The organism is Actinomadura fulvescens (assembly GCF_039533225.1).
Taxonomy (GTDB): domain Bacteria; phylum Actinomycetota; class Actinomycetes; order Streptosporangiales; family Streptosporangiaceae; genus Spirillospora; species Spirillospora fulvescens.
In genome coordinates, this window is the sequence record NZ_BAAATD010000011.1 from 203,208 (window position 1) to 222,316 (window position 19,109).

General features: G+C 71.5%; 14 protein-coding genes. 11 read left to right on the forward strand and 3 right to left on the reverse strand.

Annotated elements, in window-relative coordinates:
• Window positions 1-23: 23 nt before the first annotated feature.
• On the reverse strand, window positions 24-1,196 hold the full coding sequence (locus ABD333_RS34630; protein WP_344546769.1) for a glycosyltransferase family 4 protein: 1,173 nt from the start codon (window positions 1,194-1,196) through the stop codon (window positions 24-26).
• Window positions 1,193-1,693 carry a hypothetical protein gene (locus ABD333_RS34635; RefSeq protein ID WP_344546770.1) on the reverse strand — a complete coding sequence of 167 codons (501 nt, stop codon included), beginning with the start codon at window positions 1,691-1,693 and terminating at the stop codon, window positions 1,193-1,195. Before ABD333_RS34635 ends, ABD333_RS34630 begins: the two co-directional genes overlap by 4 nt.
• 313 nt (window positions 1,694-2,006) lie before the next feature.
• Between ABD333_RS34635 and ABD333_RS34640 the strand changes: the two genes are divergently transcribed.
• Complete coding sequence (locus tag ABD333_RS34640) at window positions 2,007-4,244, forward strand: bifunctional glycosyltransferase/CDP-glycerol:glycerophosphate glycerophosphotransferase (RefSeq protein WP_344546771.1); 2,238 nt, start codon at window positions 2,007-2,009, stop codon at window positions 4,242-4,244.
• A 57-nt stretch (window positions 4,245-4,301) separates the two neighbouring features.
• Window positions 4,302-7,724, forward strand: a complete 3,423-nt coding sequence (locus tag ABD333_RS34645; protein WP_344546772.1) for a bifunctional glycosyltransferase/CDP-glycerol:glycerophosphate glycerophosphotransferase — start codon at window positions 4,302-4,304, stop codon at window positions 7,722-7,724.
• 12 nt (window positions 7,725-7,736) lie between these two features.
• On the opposite strand, the gene ABD333_RS34650 is transcribed toward ABD333_RS34645, so the two are convergent.
• Window positions 7,737-9,725, reverse strand: a complete 1,989-nt coding sequence (locus tag ABD333_RS34650) for a PIG-L family deacetylase (protein ID WP_344546773.1) — start codon at window positions 9,723-9,725, stop codon at window positions 7,737-7,739.
• A gap of 273 nt (window positions 9,726-9,998) precedes the next feature.
• Here ABD333_RS34650 and ABD333_RS34655 point away from each other — a divergent pair, with 273 nt between their 5' ends.
• From ABD333_RS34655 to ABD333_RS34695, 9 genes are all read left to right on the forward strand, one after another.
• Complete coding sequence (locus ABD333_RS34655) at window positions 9,999-10,751, forward strand: glycosyltransferase family 2 protein (protein WP_344546774.1); 753 nt, start codon at window positions 9,999-10,001, stop codon at window positions 10,749-10,751.
• Window positions 10,748-11,146 carry a DUF2304 family protein gene (locus tag ABD333_RS34660; protein WP_344546775.1) on the forward strand — a complete coding sequence of 133 codons (399 nt, stop codon included), beginning with the start codon at window positions 10,748-10,750 and terminating at the stop codon, window positions 11,144-11,146. The genes ABD333_RS34655 and ABD333_RS34660 overlap by 4 nt, the downstream gene beginning before the upstream one ends.
• Window positions 11,143-12,387 carry a lipopolysaccharide biosynthesis protein gene (locus ABD333_RS34665; RefSeq protein ID WP_344546776.1) on the forward strand — a complete coding sequence of 415 codons (1,245 nt, stop codon included), beginning with the start codon at window positions 11,143-11,145 and terminating at the stop codon, window positions 12,385-12,387. Before ABD333_RS34660 ends, ABD333_RS34665 begins: the two co-directional genes overlap by 4 nt.
• Window positions 12,384-14,411: a DUF6077 domain-containing protein gene (locus ABD333_RS34670; RefSeq protein ID WP_344546777.1), complete on the forward strand. Its 2,028-nt coding sequence runs from the start codon at window positions 12,384-12,386 to the stop codon at window positions 14,409-14,411. The genes ABD333_RS34665 and ABD333_RS34670 overlap by 4 nt, the downstream gene beginning before the upstream one ends.
• Before the next feature lie 51 nt (window positions 14,412-14,462).
• On the forward strand, window positions 14,463-14,825 hold the full coding sequence (locus tag ABD333_RS34675) for a phosphomannose isomerase type II C-terminal cupin domain (protein ID WP_344546778.1): 363 nt from the start codon (window positions 14,463-14,465) through the stop codon (window positions 14,823-14,825).
• A gap of 12 nt (window positions 14,826-14,837) precedes the next feature.
• Window positions 14,838-15,887 (forward strand): acyltransferase family protein, encoded by a 1,050-nt coding sequence (locus tag ABD333_RS34680; protein WP_344546779.1) that lies wholly within the window; start codon window positions 14,838-14,840, stop codon window positions 15,885-15,887.
• Window positions 15,888-15,997: 110 nt separating this feature from the next.
• Window positions 15,998-17,167: a cytidylyltransferase domain-containing protein gene (locus ABD333_RS34685; protein WP_344546780.1), complete on the forward strand. Its 1,170-nt coding sequence runs from the start codon at window positions 15,998-16,000 to the stop codon at window positions 17,165-17,167.
• A 13-nt stretch (window positions 17,168-17,180) separates the two neighbouring features.
• Window positions 17,181-18,080 (forward strand): N-acetylneuraminate synthase family protein, encoded by a 900-nt coding sequence (locus tag ABD333_RS34690; protein WP_344546781.1) that lies wholly within the window; start codon window positions 17,181-17,183, stop codon window positions 18,078-18,080.
• A gap of 69 nt (window positions 18,081-18,149) precedes the next feature.
• Window positions 18,150-19,109 carry a glycosyltransferase family 2 protein gene (locus ABD333_RS34695; protein ID WP_344546782.1) on the forward strand — a complete coding sequence of 320 codons (960 nt, stop codon included), beginning with the start codon at window positions 18,150-18,152 and terminating at the stop codon, window positions 19,107-19,109.

Sequence of the window (19,109 nt, forward strand, 5' to 3'; positions counted from 1 at the left end):
GGACACTGCCTAGGCTTTATCCGCTATTCAGCAACACCGGACGCACGGGCCTTGACGGCGAGCAGGTCGGTGAAGAGCCGCTCCCACTGGTCGACGATCGGCTCGGGGCCATAGCCCGCCGCGGTCTCCAGGCCCGCCGTGCGCAGCTTCTGGCGCAGCGGCTCGTCCTCGATCAGGCGGGCGATCCCCTCGGCCAGCGCGGTCACGTCACCGGTCGGCACGAGCAGGCCGTCGACCTCGTTGGTCAGGATCTCGCGCGGGCCCACCGGGCAGTCGAAGCTGACGACGGACAGGCCGCAGTTGAGGGCCTCCAGCAGCACCATGCCGAAGCCCTCGGACCGCGAGCTCATGGCGAAGATCGACGCCTTGGCGAGCTCCTGGTCGAGCCGGTCCGACGGGCCCATGACGTAGACGTGGTTGTAGAGGTGGCGCTTCAGGACCATCGCGCGGAGCCTCTTCTCCTCCGGGCCGTCACCGATGATCCGCAGCGTCCAGTCGGGGTGCCGTTCGATGACCTTCTCGAACGCCTCGACGAGCAGGTGGAAGCCCTTGTTCTTGTCCAGCCGGCCGGCCGCGACCACGATCTTGCGTGACTGGTCGGAGCGCGGCACGTCCAGGGAGTGCAGGGCGTTGGGGATGCGGCCGATCCGGAGGGAGTCGCCGAACGCCTCGGTGTAGGCGGCGTGGTCGTCCTCGGTGAGCGTGACCAGCGCGTCGAACGACGGGTAGGCGCGGTCGATGGCCTCCCGCCACTCCCCCTTGTGCGCGGAGAGGTGGGAGTGCTCCTGGATGACGCGGACCAGGGCGGGATCGGCGTACCGCTCCACCACCAGGTTGATCGTCGGACGGGTGGAGACGAGCACACCCTCCCGGGGCTCGCGCAGGTAGTTGATCAATCCGCTCACGCGGCGGCGCGACTCCTCGTCACCGGAGACGCCCGCCGGGAAGTGCCCGTGCCAGGAGGTGTCCTCGTCGGCCAGGTCGTACGGCCCGCGCGGGACCTCCGGGCGCACGTCCACGATCGGGACCAGCCGGACCCGGTCGTCCAGCGGGAAGACCGTGTCGTCCTTGCGGCGGTGCATGGAGCCGATCTCGACCTCGTGGCCGCGCGCGACCAGGGCGTTGGCCTGGTTGAAGACCGTGCGGATGGTGCCACCGAGGACGTAGGCGTTGAGGACCAGATAGGTGATCTTCATGTCGCGCCCTTGTCGCTCTTGTCATTGTGATGACACCGGATGGAGAGGTTGTCGCCGTCGGTGAAATAGGGCCGGATCGACAACCGGAACGGCTTGGTCATCGTCTGCATGGGAAAGGTGACGATGTGCTTTTTGCCGGGCATATCGTCGTCGTACTTGCCCACCCGGAGCGAACGGCGCTCTCCGTTCACGGACGCGACCAGGTGCAGATCCCAGTGCTCCCAGCGCAACGGGCCGGGGCACATGAGCGCGGAAAGCGGAATGTCCGCCTCGAAGCGGGCGCCGTCCATGGCGATCGGAATCGTGAAGTCGGCGGGATTGCCACCGGAATCGCGGCCCGCCAGGCCGCGCACCTTGCCGAGGGCGCGCCTCCAGATGGCCGGTCTCGCCTTCCGGCGTTCGCGCGAGGACAGCCGCAACCGCCAGGGCGCCTCCGCCCAAGGCTCGGCGGAGACGACCTCGCCGACGATTCTGATGCGGCCGTCGCGCGGCCACACCTGCGCCACTTCAGCGTGCGCTGTCATCGTCTCGGCACCCCCGTCCGGACGTCATTCAGGTCTTCTTCAGGTTTCACATCGAAGTGTGACAGATGACGTGTTGTGCCCGGAACCCAGAGATCGTTCTCATCTCGTCACCGTCTGTCGACCGGTGTTTCGCCACCGGGGCGGGAACAACAGGTAAAGCACCGCCATCCGGTAGATGGCCACCATCACCCCATATGTGCCGTTACAGTCGATCCTTACGGCAGTCCCATGCAGGCTGCCGCGCAGCGCGACCCCATCCCCCAGTCCCGAACCCGTTCCCGGAGCCATGGCAGACAACCCGAGCCCCGCCCCCGCCGCCGGCTGGCAGTCAGCGAACGCCACCGTTCCCTCACTGAGCGTCATCGTTCCCGTACACCGCGTACAGGGGTATATCCGGCAGTGCCTGGAATCAATCCTCGCCTGTGACCTCCCCGGCCTTGAGGTCATCGCGGTGAACGACGCCTCGCCGGACCGCTGCGGGGAGATCCTGGACGAGATCGCCGCCCGCGACCCGCGGGTACGGGTACGCCATCTCACCGAGAACGTGGGGCTCGGCGAGGCGCGCAACATCGGCCTGGACCTGGCGACCGGCGACTACGTCTGGTTCTTCGACAGCGACGACTACGCCACCGAGGGGGCCGTGCACGCGATCGTCGACCGGCTGGCCCGGACCCGGCCGGACGTGCTGCTCTTCGACTACGCGCGCGAGTACTGGTACGGCAAGGTCAAGCGCAGCGTGATCAACGAGCTGTTCCGGGTGCCCCCGCCGCCGGACGTGTTCACCTGCGCGGAGCGGCCGACCGTGCTGCGGTTGATGATGACCGCCTGGAACCGCGCCATCCGCCGCGAGTACCTGCTGGAGCTCGGCCTGCGGTTCAGCCGCGGCTACTACGAGGACTACAACGTCACCTACCCGGTGCTGCTGGCCGCCGAGAAGATCAGCCTGCTCGACCAGGTCTGTTACATCTACCGGCAGCGGCGGCGCGGCGCGATCACCAAGACGCGCAGCCAGAAGCACTTCGACGCGTTCCCCCAGTACGACCGGGTGTTCGCGTTCATGGACCGGATGGGGCCCGAGGCCGACCAGTTCCGCGCCCGGATGTTCGACCGGGCGATCTGGCATCTGCTGGTGATCATGGAGGCGGACGACCGGGTGCCCGAGGCGGACCGGGCCAGGTTCTTCGCCGGCATATCGGAGATCTACCGGCGCTACCGGCCGGCGGACCACGTCATGCCCGACGACCCGATCCTCGCCAAGAAATACGTGCTGATCGGGAAGAACGACTTCAAGGGCTTTGAGCGGCTGCACGCCAGGCTGCGGGCTCGGGCGCTGGCAGGCAAGGTCAAGCGCAAGGCCAAGGCGGTCGCCAACAACTCCAAGCGCCGCGGCATGCAGGCCTACTACCGTTCGCAGCTGCGGCGTCCGATCGACGAGCACCTCGCGGTGTACGCGGCGTACTGGTACCGCGGCTACGCCTGCAACCCCGCCGCGATCTACGAACGGGCCACGGAGCTCGCGCCGCACGTCAAGGGCGTCTGGGTGGTCAAGCCCGAGAACGTCGCGGACATGCCCAAGGGCGTGCGGTACGTCGTGCAGGGCTCCAAGGCGTACTGGCGCACGATGGCCCGCGCGAAGTACTTCGTCAACAACGTCAACTTCCCCAACGCCCTGGTGAAGCGGCGCGGCCAGGTCCACGTGATGACCCAGCACGGCACACCGCTCAAGAAGATGGGCCTCGACCAGATGCAGTACCCCGCCGGCGGCGGGACGATGGACTTCGAGGCGCTGATCAGGCGGGCCGACCGGTGGGACTACCACGTGTCGGCCAACCCCCTGACGACCGAGGTCTGGGAGCGCAGCTTCCCCTGCGACTACGAGATGCTGGAGATCGGCTACCCGCGCAACGACCGGCTGGTGCGCGCCACCGCCGACGAGCGCGACCGGCTGCGCGCCGAGATCGGCATCCCGGAGGGCAAGAAGGCCGTCCTCTACACCCCGACGCACCGCGACTACCGGCGCGACTTCTCGCCCACGTTCGACATCCGGCGGTTCGCCCAGGAGCTCGGCGACGAGTACGTGCTGCTGCTGCGCGCGCACTACTTCTACAAGCCGGAGGCCGAGCTCTGGGACCGGGAGCGCGTCATCGACGTCTCCGCGCACCCGTCGGTCGAGGACCTGTGCATCGCGTCCGACGCGCTGCTGACCGACTATTCGTCGATCATGTTCGACTACGCCGTGCTGCCGGACCGGCCGATCGTGATCTTCGCCGCCGACTGGGAGACCTACCGGCTCACCCGGGGCGTCAACTTCGACCTGACGGAGTTCCCGCCGGGTCTCGTGGCCCGTACCGAGGAGGACCTGCTGAAGGGCTTCCGGTCCGGCACGCCGTGGGGCGAGGCCGCGGCCCGGTCGCGCGCGGCCTTCCGGGAACGTTTCTGCCCTTGGGAGGACGGCCGGGCATCCGAACGGGCGGTCCGCCGGGTCTTTCTCGGTGAGGACGTCCCGAACCCGCCCCGCGGCTAGCCGTCCGCCGTCCCATCCTGCCCCTTCGCCCTTCGCCCCCGCTAAGGAGCTCCCTTGGTGCCCGACCTCATCAGCGTGATCGTCCTCGCCCGCCGTTCCGGCGCGGACCTGGCCGAGACGCTGGCCTCCCTCGCCGCGCAGACGTACGGCACGCTGGAAGTGCTGGTGGTGGACGGCGGCACCGGGGCCGGCGCGGACGTCACGCTTCCCGACGACCGGTTCCGGCTGATCCGGGAGGGCGCTCCGGGGCGCGGCACGGCGCGCAACATCGGCGTGCGCGCGGCGACCGGGGAGTTCCTGGCCTTCGCGGAGGACGGCGACGTCCTGCCGGAGAACGCCCTCGAAGTCCTCCACTCGGCTCTGGCCGCCGGTAAGTCGGACTTCGCGGCGGGCAACGTCGGCGTCCGGCACGAAGGGGGCACGCGCCCCTCGCCGGTTCACCGCGAGGCGTTCGCCAAGAGCCTGTCCGGTACGCACATCCGGCGGCACGAGGAACTCCTCCAGGACCGGTACGTCACCAACAAGCTGTTCCGCGCCTCGTTCTGGGAGCGGCACGGCCTGGAGTTCCCGGACGTCAACCGGGACGACGATCTCGCGGTCGCGGTGCCCGCGCACTTCCTGGCCGACGCGGTGGACGTCGTCGCGCGGATCGTGATGCGAAGGTCCGCCGACGTCCAGCCGGCGCCGAGCGCCGTCCCGCAGGACGCCGCCGACGGCTTCACCGCCGTGGAGGCCGTGCTCACCCGGCTCGACGGCCGGTGGAAGCCCAAGGAGCGGCGCCGGTTCCTCGCCGCCGTGCTCGACCGCGAGCTGCGCGCCTTCCTGGACGGGCTGCCGGACACGACCGACGAGGAACGCGACCAGGTCATCGCGCAGGCGGCGGCCCACGCCGAGTGGCTGGACCCCAAGGCGCTCGCCGAGGTACCGGCGATCACCCGGCTGAAGTGGCACCTGGCCGCCCAGAAGAAGCGGACCGAGCTGGTCAAGGTGGTCCGGTACGGGCGCGGCAAGCCCAACCCCTCGATCGTCCGCGAGGGCCTGCACCGCTACGTCGTCCATCCGTACTGGAAGGACGAGGCGATCGCGGTGCCGCAGGAGCTGTACCGCGCCCGCACCGAGGTGGCGCTGCGCGGCCGGGTGCACACGGTGGCGTGGCGCGACGGCAAGCTGGTCGTCTCCGGCGAGGCGTACATCAACTCGGTGAGCTCGCGCCGCCGCTGGGCCGCGATCAAGGGCGTCACGCTGCGGTCGGGGCGCCGCCGGATTCCGCTGCTCGCCCGCCAGACGCCCAAGCCCGGCAAGAAGTCCGGCGCGTGGACCGGGTTCGAGTTCACCCTCGACCCCAGGAAGCTGCGGCGGCGCGGCGCCTGGACCGACGGCGTCTGGGACGTGGAGGCCACGGTCTTCAACTCGGGTGTGCTCCGTTCGGCCCGCCTGCGCGGCGGTACGAGCGGCAGCGGCGCCCGTCCGCCGTACCACTACGTCACCGACGACGTGCGCGTCGTTCCGCAGGTCGTCGACGGGACGCTGCGCGTCGCGGTCGAGACCGTCACCGCCAAGGCCACCGCGCTCCGCTGGGCGGAGGACGCCCTGGAGGTGGAAGGCGTCGTCACCACCGGGGCCGCGCCCGCCGAGGTGTCCCTCGCGCTGGGTGACGACCTCGTCCGGACGCCCGTCAGCACGCACGGCGACGGCCGGTTCACCGCCGTCGTACCGCTGCCGCAGGGCTCCGGTGGCACCGACCCGCAGGCCATCGACGACACCCGCGACTGGGCGGTGCTGCTGGACGGCCGCCCCCTGGTGCTGGCGGAGGGCGTCGCCGACCTCGAACGGCTCGTCGGCGCGCAGGAGGTGTTCGCTGGACGCGGCGCCGCGGGTTACCTGCGGCTGCAACTGCGTACGGCACGGCTGCTGGTCACCGCGGCGGACTGGCGCGATGACGGCACCCTCGTGCTCGCCGGGACGCATCCGGTGTACGACGGCGGCGACATCCTGGTCCGCAGCCGGGGACGTCGCAAGGACTACCCCTTCACTATGGCGAAGGCCGAGGACGGCGTGCTGACCTGCGAGGTGCCCGTCGCGGCGGTGCCGAGCGTCGCCGGTGTGCTGCCGCTGCGCCAGGGCCGCTGGGACGTGCTCTTCCGGCCCCCGGGCGGCCGTCCGCTGGCCGTCCGGACGACCCCCGAGGTCGCGGCGGGACCGGCCGAGTCGATCGAGGTGGCACGGCGCGGCTACGCGCTGGAGCACCAGGGCACCGGCCTGGTCGTCCACGTGACCTCGGACCTCGGCCAGGACGAGAAGGGCAGCGCCGCCGCCATGCGCGCGGAGGCGCGCAAGCGCGTCGCCAAGGACGGGCTGCGCGACACCGTGCTGTTCTCCTGCTTCAACGGCCGCCAGTACTCCGACAGCCCGCGCGCGATCCACGAGGAGCTCGTGCGGCGCGGCGTGGACCTGGAGCAGCTGTGGGTCGTCAACGACGGCCAGGTGGAGCTGCCCGGCACGCTCCAGGCCGTCCGGCTGAACGGGCGGGAGTGGCACGAGGCGATGGCCTCGTCGCGCTACATCATCACCAACCACCGCCTCGGCGACTGGTTCCAGCGCCACCCCGACCAGATCGTGCTGCAGGCCTGGCACGGCACCCCGCTCAAGAAGATCGGCCGGGACCTCAAGGAGGTGCACTTCGCCTACGCGCCGGGCATGAAGAAGGCCCTCCAGGCGCAGACGCAGGCCAAGTCGGCCGACGTCCCGGCCACGCCCAACCTGCCGGAGTGGACGCACCTGCTGTCGCCCAACCCGTTCAGCACCGAGATCTTCCGGCGGGCGTTCGCGTTCAAGGGTGAGATCATCGAGGCCGGGTATCCGCGCAACGACGTGCTCCACCACCCCGAGGCCGACCGGATCGCCGCCTCCGTGCGCGCCAGGCTCGGCATCCCGGAGGGCAAGAAGGTCGTGCTGTACGCGCCGACCTGGCGGGACGACCAGTACTACAGCCGGGGCCGTTACAAGTTCGACCTGCGGCTCGACCTGGCGCGCGCGCAGGCCGCGCTGGGGCATGACCACGTGCTGCTGGTCCGCCTCCACAGCAACGTGGTGGACGGCGTTCCGGAGGACGGCAACGGCTTCGTCTTCGACGTCTCGCTGTATCCCGACATCGCCGAGCTCTACCTGGTCTCGGACATGATGGTCACGGACTACTCGTCGGTGATGTTCGACTTCGCCAACACCCGGCGGCCGTTGTTGTTCTTCACCTACGACCTCGCCGACTACCGGGACCGGCTGCGCGGCTTCTACTTCGACTTCGAGAAGGAGGCGCCGGGGCCGCTGCTGGAGACCTCGGACGCGCTCATCGAGGCGATCCGCGACGCCGGGACCGTGAGCGAGGACTTCGCGGGCGAGTACGACGCGTTCGTCCAGCGGTTCTGCCCGCTCGACGACGGCAAGGCGGCGGCCCGGGTCGTGGACCGGATCTTCAACGCCTGATCGCCGGGCCGGCTAGCCGGTCTCGGCGACCTCGCGCCAGCCGCCGAAGGCCGCCGCGCCCGGCGCCTGCTGCCGGTTGACCAGGAGGCGGCCGTGGTGGCCGAGCGTGACGACCATGGCCCGGCCGGTGGCGTCGACGGCGACGGCGGGCCCGCCGACGATCGGGCCGCCGAGGGGCGTCCACGGACCGAACGACCACCTCGTCGCGAGTGCGGACCGGCCGCCCCGCCCGGCCGCCGGGGCGTTCGTCACGGCGCAGTTGGTTCCGGTGGGCACGCTGCCGCGCGCACAGATCACGGCCCCCGTCCCCGTGGCCGCCAGCGCGGCTCCGTCGACCCCCTCGACCCCGCCCACGCGCCGCGGTGCCGAGAACGTGCCGTCCCGCTGGGCGGTCTGGAGCAGGTAGTCGCCGGAATGCGGGTCGCGGTGCATCAGCTGCGTGGCACCACCGGGCCCGACGGCCAGCCTGAGCGGCCCGGCGGGCGAGGTGTGGCCGATGTCCTCGCCACGGACCAGCCTGCCCGTGCCGTCCTCACGCCAGCGCACCACCGCGCCGGGGCCTGCCTGGTGGAGCCAGGGCGGGCCTTTCGGGTCGTCGTCGGAGGCGGCGAACACCTCGACGGGCGACCGGCCGGCGGGCGTCACGGCCAGGCCGTCGCGCAGGTTGCGGCCGCCCAGGTCGCGCCAGCGGCCGAACTCGTGCTGCCGCTTGCCCTGCTTTCGCATCGCGAGCGTCCCCGTGCCCGTGCGGACCAGCACCATCACCCTGCCGTCGGCGGTCGCCGTGACGGCCGGTGACCCGGTGAGCTTGCGGTCACGCTCACGGCCCGGCGTGCCCAGCTGCGTCACCTGCCACGCGTTCGCCCGGCCGGCCTGGAAGAGCACGATCCCGTGGGCGTCGTCGCTCCGGCGGGCGGCGACGGTCCAGCGGTCGCCGACGACGCCGACGCTGACCGAGGGGGTGAGCGGGAAACCCGGATCGATCCGGATCGGCCCGGTCCACTGCTCGGCCGTCCGCTGCGACCACACGTACAGTCCGCCCTGCTCGACCGCGAACGCGCGCAGCAGGCCGTCCGCGCCGCGGGCCAGCTGGACGCCGCCGCCGGGCCACCGGTGGTACATGCGCTGCGTCCAGGCCCAGTACTTGCGGAGCTTCTTGTCGCTGATCAGCCGGTCGTGGCTGCGGTAGGCCTCAAAGGCCAGCTTCTTGCGGGCCCGCTGGCCGGGACCGAGGTTCACCGGGAGCCGCAGGACCGGGTAATCGACATAGCCGACCTCGACCAGGCGCGGATCGCCCGCGCCGCGCACCGCCTCGGCGGTGAGCCGCGCGGCGGCGACGTGGTCCTTGTGGTCGTGCCCGTCCGGCTGCGTGTCCTGATAGCGGACCACCGTCGAGTCGAACGTCCTGATGAGCGACTGCAGGGCGGCCAGCAGCTCGGCGCGTGTCACGCAACGGGCGAACGGCGAGCCGGGAGGCACGACGGTCGGCACGCAGAACGTGCCCGTCGTGTCCTTCTGGAGGCGCCGCAACGCATGCTTGCCCTCTGTGCCGGGACGTGCGTCGGCTCCGTCCGGCAGCCGGAACCAGACCAGCCGCACCTTCGGCCGTTCCACGAGCGTGTCGACCTGGACGGTGAGCGGGCCCGCCGTCATGGCGTCGCGGCGCCAGCGGTCCTTGACGCCCGCCATGTTGGCGTACGCCAGCCGGATCCCGCGCTCGCGGCTGGCCGAGTACTCGTACGGGTCGTACGCCTTGGCACGGCCCTCGCCCGCGGTCACGAAGACCGTCGTCGTGTCATGCCCGGCGGCGACGACATCCTGGATGTCGGGATTCATGAACAGCAGATCGTCGTCCTCGTGCGCGACGACGTGCAGGAACCGGTCCGCCCGGCCGATGCCGTCGGGAACGGCCGCGGGCTGGGCGGGCACGGTCACCCGCCGCGTGCCGCTCTCCGTCCCGGCGAACCAGAAGCCTCCGAAGGCCAGGCCGGCGCCCAGCACACAGACCGTACCCGTAACGAAGCCCGGACCACGGGCACCCCCACGAACCCCCACGCGCGGCGCTCTCCCCGAGACGGGCGGGCTGGCGCGCCCGCGGTGACGTGAGACCTATGGGCGGCAAGTGTGGAGGAGATTGGCCTACCGCCGCAAGATCAAAACTTGCGGAAATTTCAGGCAACCTTCACAAGGGGTTAGGGCGTCATTAGTGCGAGATCCGCGCCGGGACCGTAGGGCTCCGGCGCTCACAGGGACGGGGGAGCCGCCATCATTGCGATGTCCGAACGCCGGGAGCCCGGCGTCCGACGGCTCGCGACGACGCTCGTCGTCGTACCGGCGCTGAACGAGGAGCACGCCATCGCCGGCGTCCTCAAGGAGCTGGCCGTCGCCTGCCCCGACGCCGACGTGCTCGTCATCGACGACGGTTCGTCCGACGGCACGGCGGCCCAGGCCGCCGCCCTCGGCGTGCCCGTGGTCCGGCTGCCGTTCAACCTCGGCGTCGGGGGCGCCATGCGGGCCGGCTACCGGTACGCGCTGCGCCAGGGCTACCAGGCGGTGGTCCAGGTCGACGCCGACGGCCAGCACGACGCCTCGTACATCCCGCGGCTCGTCGCCGAGCTCGACACCGCCGACCTGGTCATCGGGGCGCGCTTCGCGGGCGAGGGCGAGTACTCGGCCGGACGCGGGCCGCGCCGCTGGGCGATGAGCCTGCTCGCGGGCGTGCTGTCCAGGCTGGCCGGGACGCGGCTCACCGACACCACGAGCGGGTTCCGGGCCGCCGGACCCCGGGCCATCCAGCTGTTCGCCGAGCATTACCCGGCCGAGTACCTGGGCGACACGGTCGAGTCGATGGTCATCGCCGTGCGGTCCGGCTACCGGGTGCGGCAGGTGCCGGTCGCGATGCGGCCGCGCGCCGCCGGCCAGGCCAGCCAGTCCTCCCTGCGCGCGACGATCTACCTGTTCCGGGCGGTCGTCGCGCTCGGGCTGGCGCTGGTGCGCCGCTGGACGCCGGGCTCGCCCGCCGCATGAAGGCCTACCATCTGGGACTGATCGGTGCCGCGATCGCCCTCTTCGTCATCTTCGAGATGTTGCGCCGCCGCCGGCTGCGCGAGAAGTACGCGATCACGTGGGTCGTGCTCGCGGTCGTCATCGTGCTGCTCGCGGCGTTCCCCAGGATCCTGTTCTGGGCCGCCGACCTCACCGGGGTCGTGGTCCCGGCGAACCTGCTGTTCTTCGGCGCCAGCCTGCTGCTGCTCGCCATGAACGTGCAGCTCAGCTCCGAGGTGAGCCGGCTGGAGGACAAGGTGCGCACGCTCGCCGAGGAGCTCGGCCTGCAACGCCTGCGCATCGAGCAGATCGAGCGGGCCGGGGAAGCCGGAGAGGCCGAGCGGGCCGAGCGGGCCGAACCCTCCGACGGCCCATGACGGCTCGGACGCGCACGTCGGTCGCCTCCGGAACGATGACCGTCGGGGCCGGGCTCGTGCTGCTCGGCGTCTCGGCCACCGTCTATCTGGTGTTGTCGGCGCGGGCGGTCGGCCCGCGCGAGTTCGCCTCGGTGTCGACGTTGTGGACGCTGGTCTACACGTTCGGGATCGGCGCGTTCCTGCCGTTCGAGCAGGAGCTCGGCCGCGCCCTCGCTGGACGCACCGAGGTCGGCCGGGGCGGCGCGCCGGTCGTCGTGCGGACCGCCCAGGCGGCCATGGTGACCCTCGCCGTCCTGCTGGCGGCGGGCGCCCTGCTGTCCCAGGCCCTGGTCGGCCGGCTGTTCGACGGCAGATGGACGCTGCTGTTCGCGCTGGCGGTCGCGGTCGCCGCGATGGCGGCGCAGTACGTCACGCGCGGGGCGTTCTCCGGCTCGGGCCGGTTCGGCTGGTATTCGGCGCAGCTCGGAATCGAGGGCGGAGTCCGGATCGCCGGGTGCGCGGTGCTGTTCGTGGTGGGCGTGCATTCGGTCGGGCCGTACGCCTGGCTGCTGGCTCTGGCCCCGCTCGCGTCGGTGCTGCTGACCGTTCCGGGCACGCGTGGAGCACTGACCCCCGGGCCACCGGCGCCGTGGGCGGAGGTCTCCGCCAACCTGGGCTGGCTGCTGGTCGCCACCGTGTGCGCCCAGGGCGTCGCGAACGCGGCCATGGTCGCGATGGCGCTCCTGGCTCCTGGCGGCGACGCCGCCGGTCAGTTCCTCGCGGCGTTCGTGATCGCCCGGGTACCGCTGTTCCTCTTCCAGGCCGTCCAGGCCGTGCTGCTCCCCGGGCTGGCGCGGGCGCTGGCCACCGGCGACCGGGCCCGGTTCCGGCACGAGTCGCGCCGGGTGCTGACCGCCACGGGCGCGGTCGCGGTCGCGGGCGTGCTCGGCACCGCCGCGCTGGGACCCCAGGTGCTGCGGCTGGCGTTCGGCGCGGAGTTCGCGCTGGGCCGCGCCGACCTGGTCGTGCTGGCCGCCGCCACCGGGCTCTACATGATCGCCCTCGTCTTCCAGTCGGGCGTGGTCGCCCTCGAACGGCACCGCGACAACGCGGTCGGCTGGGCCGCCGCGCTGGCCGTCTTCGTGCTCTGCTGCCTGATCCCCGTGTCCGCCCTGCACCGGGTCGAGCTGGCCCTGGTGTCCTCGTGCGCCGTCGCCGCCTGCCTGCTCGCCGTGCGGCTCCGTGATGGAGTGAAGCCTTGACCGACCGTCTGCTCGACCGGCTCTCGGACCTGGCGGTCGTGGCCTTCGCGGTGTGGACGGCCGTCTACCACGCGGGGCTGCTGTTCGACCCGCCCACGTGGGTGCTGCTGGTCTGCTGGCTCGTGGTGCTGGCGGGGCTGGGCGGGCTGTACGCGTGGCGGCTCCCGTCGTGGACGGCGGAACGGGCTCCGGAGACGTCCCTTGACCGGCCGCCGCTGGGTTATTGGGCATTCGCCGCCATCGCCACCGGAGTAGTCGCGGGAACGGCGGCGGGGCTCCACAAGTCCGGCGTGCCGTGGTGGGTGGTCTGGGCGGCCGGGCTGCTGAGCGTCGCGGCCACCGCCGCGGTCTTCGTCGGCGCCCGGGGCGGCGCACACGTCCTGCGCGGCGGGGACGAGGAGGACGAACCCGCACGCGGCATGACGGCGGTGCCCGTGCTGACCGCCGCCGGTTTCGCGATCGCTTCGCTGTTCCTCGTCAACACCGATGGAGACGACGCGTTCTTCGTGTCCCGTTCGGTGTGGACGGCCGCCCACGGCCGGGTTCCGCTCCAGGACGTCATCTTCACGCAAGGCGAGCTCCCGCCGATCGCGGGCGAGCCGCCGGTCTCCTCCATCGAGGTCCTGGTCGGGGCGCTCGCCCGGGTGCTGGGCGTGCCCGCCGCGTCCTTCCTGTGGTACGTCGCGCTGCCGGTGGCCGTCTTCCTCGCGGTCTGGGCCCTCTGGCGGCTCGTCCGGGAATGGGCGCCGCGGCGCCTGCTCGCCTGCTTCGTGGTCGCCGTGGCGTACCTGGTCTGGGCGGGCGAGAGCGCGGGCTCGCTCGGGGCGTTCCACCTGCTGCGCATGTGGCAGGGCAAGGCGATGTTCGTGTCGGCGCTCATCCCGTTGCTGTACGTCTACCTGACCCGGTGGGCCGAGCGGCGTTCGCCCGCCGCGCTCGCGCTCGCCGCGACCGCCGGGGTCGCGGCGACCGGACTGTCGTCCACGGCGGCACTCCTGGTCCCGCTCGTGGTCGCGGCGGTGGCGGGACCACTGATCATCACGCGCCGGGTCGGTGCCGGGGTGGCGGCCGCGGCGGCGCTGGCGTACCCGGTGGGCGCGGGGCTGCTGGTCACGCTCACGCACAGCGGCGGCGAGATGGTCGAGGGCCGCGCCGCCGGCGCCGCCGCCAGTTACGCGGTGGTCCTGCTCGCCGGGGCGCTCGGCGTGATCGGCGGATGCGCGCTCTGGCTGAGCCCGTGGCTGGCCCGCCCGGGGGCGCCCGCCCTGATCGCCGGTGGGATCGCGGCCGTCACCACCGTGCTGCTGGTCACCGGGCTGCTGGAGTTCATGGGCTCCGCGACGGGCGCCGGACCGGTGATGTGGCGCACGCTGTGGGTCGTGCCCGCGCCCGTGCTGGTCGGCCTCCTCGCCACCGTCACCCTGCCCAGGGTGCTCGCGCGTGGCCCGGCGACGGCGCGCCGGTGGCTCGTCCTGGCACCCGCCGCCCTCGTCTGCGCCGCCCTCGTGGTGGGCGGCCTGCCGCTCTGGGCCCGGGACGCCGGGACGCTGGTCGAAGGTCGTCCCTCCTGGAAGGCCGTTCCCAAGGAACTGCGCACCTCGCGGGTGGTCGTGAGGGAAGCAAAGGCACACCAGGGACAGGCAGAGGGACAGCGAGACGGCGGCGCAGTGGTGCTGATGCCGCAGCGCTACATGCGGACGGTGCCGATGTTCGCGATCGGGGCGAACGCGGTCAGTCCCAACAGCCATCACCTGCACATCCTGGGTGCGTCACGTACGTTCACCGACGACCGGAAGCTGCTCACCCGCCTCGTCCAGTCGCCCAGGAGCCGCAAGCCGGCCGCCGGACCGGTCCGCGAAGCGCTGCGCCGCGTCCAGGTCACCGTGGCCTGCGCCCACCGCGCCGACACCGCGGCACTGCGGATCATCGCCGCCGCCGGGTACGGAGGGCGGCGCGAGATCGGTGGCCTCGTCTGCCTCTTTACAGGCGGCGTCGCGGGCGACGTTCACCCAGGGAAACCCTGACGTCCCCTCACGTACGACCGCAGTTAGCCGAGGACGTCCACCATCTCCGGGATGACCGACCAAGCAACGGACCTTTCGATCATTACCGACGAGCGGCCCTGGGGCCGCTTCGAGCGGTTCACCCTGAACGAGCGGTCCACCGTGAAGATCATCCACGTGGCGCCGGGGCAGCGTCTCAGCCTGCAGCGGCACCGCCACCGCGACGAGCTGTGGGTGGCGCTGGACCGTGGCGCGGTGTTCGAAGTGGCCGGGCAGCGGATCGTGCCCGAGGTCGGCGAACGCGTGCTGATCAAGGCCGGGGACACGCACCGGATGGGCTCCTCGGGCCCTGCCGTGCGCGTGCTGGAGATCGCGTTCGGCGAGTTCGACGAGGACGACATCGAACGCCTCGAAGACGCCTACGGCCGCACCTGACCCCGCCGTTCCGTGGCCGCCTCCGCGGGCAGAGACCCCTACTTCGACAACGCCAAGTTCCTGGCGATCCTCCTGGTCGTCGCCGGGCACGCCGTGGAGGACCTGCGGGACGTGCCCGCCGTCCGCGCCGCGTACCTGCTGGTCTACCTGTTCCACATGCCGGTCTTCATCATGCTCACCGGCTATCTGTCGCGGCGCTTCACCTTCTCGGGGGGCAAGGCGCGCAAACTGATCGGCAATCTGGCCGCGCCCTATGTGATCTTCGAAATCCTCTACTCCGTCTATTTCTGGTCGGTGTCGGGCGGCAAGCCGCTGGAGATCACACTGCTGCGGTCCTCGTACGTCATGTGGTTCCTCATGGCGTTGTTCTTCTGGCGGTTGTCCACCCCGGTATGGCAGCAGATCCGCTGGCCGCTGGGCGTGGCCATGGGCATCTCGCTGCTGTCGTACATGACCGCGCTGCCCAAGGAGCTGACGCTGCACCGGCTGCTGGGGCTGCTGCCGTTCTACGTCCTTGGGCTCATGCTCCGGCCCGAGCACTTCGAACCCCTGAAGACGGCGCGGGCCCGGCTCGTCGGCGCGGCGGCCATGTGCGGCGCCCTGATCGTCCTCGCGACGGCCGGCCGAGAACTGAACAACAGCTGGATCTACTGGGAGAAGGGGCACGAGGCCCTCGGCCTCAGCAACGTCGAGGGCACGGTCATGCGCACCGGGTTGCTGCTGGCGGGCACGGCCCTGGCGTTCGCCTTCCTGGCGATGGTGCCCGCGCGACGGACCTGGTTCACGCCGCTCGGCGCGACGACCCTCTACGCGTACCTGCTGCACGGCTTCGGAATCCAGGTGCTGCGCAAGACCGGCGTATACGACATCTCGGCACTGCACTCGGTGGCCAGTGCCGCCGTCGTGGCCGTGGTCGCCGCCATGATCGCCACGGTGCTGTGCGGCAGGCCGGTCGTCCGCGCCACCCGCTGGCTGATCGAACCCAGAATCGATTGGATCTTTACAGGCCTGACATATCCGGCAAAACCAGATCAACACCGGCCGGTCCGAGTCAAGCGTTAGAACGACCGACCACGGCCGTTCATATTCGGGTCACCCCTGCGCACACCAGCCTCTCTAGCGTGTTTTTGCCCTTTTCAAAAGCGTTACCCCATCAGTAAGGAAGAAGCCACGTGCGCGTTGTCTGCGTCATCCCCGCACGCGGCGGGTCAAAGGGCATCCCCCGCAAGAACCTCGCCCTGGTCGGCGGACGGCCGCTCGTCGTCCGCGCGGTCCAGGCCGCCCTGGCCGCGGCGCTCATCGACCTCGTCGTGGTCAGCACCGACGACGCGGAGATCGCCGCCGCCGCGCGGGCCGCCGGAGCCCGGGTGGTCGACCGGCCGGACGAGCTCAGCGGCGACGTCGCGTCCTCGGAGTCGGCCCTGCTGGACGCACTGGACCAGCTGGCCGGCGACGGGGGCGGCGCGCCCGAGGTCACGGTGATGGTCCAGTGCACCAGCCCGTTCATCGACCCGGCGGACCTCGACGCGGCCGTGCGGACGGTGCTCGACGGCGCGGCGGACTCGGTGTTCTCCGGGCTGGAGACGCACGAGTTCCAGTGGCGGTCGGTGGCCGACCGCGGCGTCACCGGGGTGGGCCACGATCCCGGCCACCGGCCCCGCCGGCAGGACCGGCCCCCGCACTACCGCGAGACGGGCGCGTTCTATGTGATGCGGACCGCGGAGATGCGCATCCACCGCCACCGCTTCTTCGGGCACATCGAGGTCCAGCCGGTGCCGCTCGCGCACGCCGTCGAGGTGGACACACCGGCCGACCTGGAGCTCGTCCGGCTCATCGCGCCGGTCGTCGACCGGCCCGGCCCGATCGACGTGGACGCCGTGGTCACCGATTTCGACGGCGTGCACACCGACGACCGCGCGACGGTCGACCAGGACGCCCGCGAGAGCGTCACCGTCAGCCGGTCCGACGGCATGGGCGTGTCGCGGCTGCGCGCCGCCGGCGTCCCGTTCCTCATCCTGTCCACCGAGGTCAACCCGGTGGTGGCGGCGCGCGCGGCGAAGCTCCGGGTGCCCGTGCTGCACGGCCTGGACGACAAGGCCGCCGCCCTGCGCAAGTGGATCGCCGACAACGGCCTGGACCCCGCGCGGGTGGCCTACGCCGGCAACGACGTCAACGATCTCGGCTGCCTGGCGCTCGTCGGCTGGCCGATCGCGGTCCCGGGCTCGCACCCGCTTGTGCTGGCAGCGGCCCGCGTCACCCTCACCCGACCCGGCGGCGCCGGGGCGGTCCGCGAGCTCTGCGAGCGCGTGCTCCAGGCCCGCACCTCCGAACCCAACTCCTAAGGACGAAGACGATATGAGCAAGGCAGCGACCGCCACCGTCCCCAAGCCGGTCCAGATCGGCGGCCGCACGGTCGGCGCCGGCCAGCCGGTCTACGTGATCGGTGAGATCGGCATCAACCACAACGGCGACGTCGACATCGCCCGCCGCCTCATCAACATCGCGGCCGACGCCGGCTGCCAGGCGGTCAAGTTCCAGAAGCGCACGCCGGAGATCTGCGTCCCGGTCGAGCAGCGCGGCAAGATCCGCCAGACTCCGTGGGGCGAGATGACCTACATGGAGTACAAGGAGCGGGTCGAGTTCGGCACCGACGAGTACCAGCAGATCGCCAAGTACGCCGCCGACCGCGGCATCGACTGGTTCGCCTCCCCGTGGGACGTGCCGTCGGTGGAGTTCCTGGAGAAGCTCGACGTCGTCACGCACAAGGTCGCCTCGGCCTCGGTCACCGACCACGAGCTGCTGCGCGCGCTGGCCGCCACCGGCAAGCCGATCATCCTGTCCACCGGCATGTCGACGCTGGCGGAGATCGACGCCGCCGTGGACATCCTCGGCACCGACGGGCTGGTCATCCTGCACTCCACCTCGACCTACCCGCTGCCGCCCGAGGAGGCCAACCTCCGGACGATCGGCACCCTCCAGGAGCGCTACGGTGTCCCGGTCGGCTACTCCGGCCACGAGCGCGGCCTGCAGATCTCGCTGGCGGCGGTGACCATGGGCGCGGTCATGGTGGAGCGGCACATCACCCTGGACCGCACCATGTGGGGCTCCGACCACGCCGCCTCGCTGGAGCCGACGGGCCTGGAGCACCTGGTCCGCGACATCCGGATCATCGGTGAGGCGCTCGGTGACGGCCAGAAGCGGGTATTCCCCGGCGAGGAGGAGCCGAGGGCGCGCCTGCGCCGCACCACCGCCTGAAGCCGTCCACCCGCGGGCCGGTGACGCCGCCGGGCCCGCGGTGTCGTTTCGCCGAACGGAGTCCACCAAGTGACCACCCTGTCGGTCATCGTGCCGATGCGCGACGTCGCGCCGTACCTGGGTGACCTGCTGCTCAGCCTGACCCGCAACACCCGGGACGACTTCGAGTTCATCGTGGTCGACGACGGGTCGCGGGACGCCACGCCTAGCATCCTCGCCGACCAGGCCGAGCGGGTGCCGGGCCTGACGGTGATCAGGAACGAGCGGTCGCTCGGCCTCAGCGGCGCGCGCAACCGGGGGCTGGCGGCCTCGTCGGGACGGCTCATCACCTATCTCGACGGGGACGACTGGCTGGCCCCCGGCTACCTGGCCCGGGCGGTCGAGGCGATCGACACGATCGGCTGCGACTACATCAAGACCGACCACATCCAGGTGTTCGGCCGGCGGCGCGAGCTGCACCGGGCGCCCCAGGGACGGCGCGGCGTGAAGCTCGACCCGCGCGACGGCATCATGCCCGCGCACGGCAAGACCATGGTCGACTTCCCGTACGCGTGGTCGGGGATCTACCGGCGCGAGCTCGCCGACGACGGGCTGCTGACCTTCGACGAGGAGCTGCTCACCGCCGAGGACCGACCGTGGATCTGGCGGCTGCACCGCACCGCCGCCTCGTACGCCGTCGTCTCGCTCACCGGCGTCTTCTACCGGCGCGAGGTCTCGGGCTCGCTCAGCCAGGTGGGCGACGCGCGGCAGCTGCACTTCTTCGACGCGTTCGACAAGGTGATGGCGCAGCTGGAGACCGACCCCGAACGCGACCGGTTCCGGCGCAAGGCGGTGCAGACCTACTGCGCGATCATCGCGCACCACCTGAACGAGCGGGAACGCCTGACCCCGTCCCTCAGACAGGCCCTGCGGACCAGGGCACGGGCCACGCTGCGGGCCCTCCCGCAGGAGACCCTCGCCGAGGTACGTCCCGGACTGGGCCGGGAACGCCTCACCCTGTTCGCCGAGACGCTGGGAATCGGGCTCTGA